Here is a 2,638-nt window from a genome sequence, read left to right on the forward strand (position 1 = left end):
CACATTAAATCCTTCTGGATAGCTGTGTAATAGATTCGAGGTCGTTGTTTCATGAGCAACACTCCTTGCGCTTACGCAATTTATAGTGTGTTGCATCGACGGGTTGAAATCAAAGCCGTTCTCCGCCACTCAATCTGCCCTATTTCCGTTTTTTCAATGTCTGCATAACCCCTGATAAGAGCTATCCAAGCGTCACTTAACCCGACACTTAGCAGTCGGTTCAAACCGACACCAAAAGGTCAGAGTCAAACCAGTCCTCACCCAATAATGTCGGTTTAACCGACAAATTTACTGACGACCCAGTTGCCCATAGTTAACTGGATCCTCCACGCTAGCCCCAAAACCACCCTTGCATAGATCAACCCTAGCCATGGTTCAACTAATATCGAGCCGATACAACAGCCTGAATCGACAATAAAACCACTTAAATGAGGGGATTTGGACTGACCAGCACGATAAAAGTGCGACCTATGCCTTAAAGACTTTAAAAATAAGCTAAAAAAATTGTAAAGCAGCGACTTAAACCCTACAAAATCAGATGTACGGTTCGTACCGAAATAACTGGTTTTGGATCAGCATTCTACAAATATCGAGAGAGTTAAAACAATAAATTCATAAAATTATCGATTGACTCTAAGAAAAAAGGCTTACTGTTAGCAACTCATTAAATGATGAGATTTGCTTAATATGTTTATGCCTTAAAAACTCTTTGGATTTAGGCTCAATGACAAAAGACTTATCTGCCAAAAGCAACATATTTAAGTCATTTAAATTATCCCCAATAGCCCAAACCTCGTTAAATAACGGGTTATTTAACTTTGATAAGAAGCGATTCAGTACGTTACCTTTGCAAATTTGACCGCTTGCTAGTTTTTGATCGGCATAAAAATCAGCGCTCAACTTTAGTTTGCCCGTACAAATATCGTTTTGAAATTTCAAGGTGTGGGCAATAGCGAAATCAGCAAATATTCTCTTTCGCATAATTTCTGCGGCAATAAAGTAACTATCAGATATGAGCCCAACCATAAAGCCATTCCGCTTCATTTGGTTGACAAACTCAATAACCCCATCCCTAATTGGCATGGACATTGAAACTTTTTCAAACTGATTTCGGTGTGTAAATTTAAAAATTTCCGCGATCTTCTCGCTTCTTGTGGCTGCATCATTTTCAGCAGAATCTAATAGCGCATCCAAGGTCTCCTCAGTATGGGTAAATTTAGCTAAATCCTTTACAAAACGGTTTGGAGTAATAGTACCGTCCATATCCAACAGAACCACTTTGCGACGACCTTTTTGCCTATTAATAATGTAGTCAAAGGAGGCAGTTGCAACCCTTTGCTCTTCATACATCTCTGAAATCTGCTCTACGTGTAATCTCCCAGCCTGACGTGAGTAGTGGTGAATCACTCGCGCCACCTCATTTGCCATTGTCGTTAAGTCAACTAGTGGCTGGCTATCATGCTCTAAGCTACCTATGTCAACTTCGCAGATACGCGCTCCCTTTAGATGGGCGTCTATTAAAAGCCCAATATCAACGCCGTACCCTGATTCAAAAGTTAGCTTTTTAAGCAGCGCCTTTTTGCATGCAATGATTCCCCCTAGTGGCTGAGAGATACATGACACTTCCGGGAAAAAAACTTTGAGCATTGGTTTTGCAGTGAGCTCCGTCACCCTACCGCCACCCCTGCTAAATTTAGCCTTAATAAAATCAGCGTTATCTGATAGTAGTGGCTCCAGCATCTTTGAGACAATATTCTCTTGTAACCCAGATAAATCACCGTCCAAAAAGACAATGTAATCATGACTCGCAGCTTCTATGCCGTCATGCATCGACGCCCCTTTACCGAGCATTGAACTGGTTATTACTATTGCTCCCGATTCTTTTGCTAGCCTAGCGGTATTATCTATTGAGCTATCGTCAATTACAATTACCTCACCCGTTGCCGTGTCAGATAGAGCGTATAGCACCACTGATGCGATTGCCTTTTCTTCATTCAGTGCGGGAATAACTACTGAACATAACTGATGTTTTGGTGGAATGCCAGATGAGGTGCCTTGCAAATTTTGACGTTTGCGAAACAACTTTTTTTTCATTTGCGCCACCGCTGCTGATTTAGTGCGAAGAAGATGGTTAAATTTTCTCCAAATTCGCATAAATAAATTCTTCATGCTCTTCTCCTACGAAGATCAAGGAATGGAAAAGTATACATAATGGCTACATGCGATCATTCATCCGGTTTAAATATTGCGCATGGAGTCTCCAATCGGCATGTTCAGTGACAATGATATTTTTTCAGTGGCGATGATTTTTTTACATGATGAAATATTTAATATTTCAAAAAGTATAGAATTGCCGCAATGCCGTTCAATAAAAAAACATTTACGATTGCTGTCTGTCTTTTTTTAATCACCTTCAAGGTGGTGGCTTCCAGCATATTTATTCAGACTGGTATTGAGCGAACATGCCTTCGAACTGATGCCTGCTCTATGTCATTTGCCGATAGCTTATCTGTGATTAACGAAGAGGCTAGCGAAGAAGAACCTGTGCATACATTATTCTTAATGTCCCACGTTACAGGTAACGTCGGGGATGTTGAATTTAAGTTACCCGTCCTAGGTAAAATTTCAAGAAAGTTTT

2 protein-coding genes are annotated in these 2,638 nt (G+C 40.5%); one reads left to right on the forward strand and one right to left on the reverse strand.

What is annotated here, in order from left to right:
* Positions 1–633: 633 nt before the first annotated feature.
* Positions 634–2,169, reverse strand: coding sequence for an HAD-IB family phosphatase (locus tag B7Y67_RS14895; protein WP_293599312.1), 1,536 nt, complete (start codon positions 2,167–2,169; stop codon positions 634–636).
* A 189-nt stretch (positions 2,170–2,358) separates the two neighbouring features.
* Between B7Y67_RS14895 and B7Y67_RS14900 the strand changes: the two genes are divergently transcribed.
* Positions 2,359–2,638: hypothetical protein (locus B7Y67_RS14900; protein WP_293599313.1), on the forward strand; the 280-nt coding region annotated here is incomplete at its 3' end.

This window comes from Polynucleobacter sp. 35-46-11, from assembly GCF_002281105.1.

Coding starts and splice junctions, on each gene's coding strand:
- B7Y67_RS14895 (WP_293599312.1), bottom strand. CDS start 2,169: ATGAAGAATTTATTTATGCGAATTTGGAGAAAATTTAACCATCTTCTT.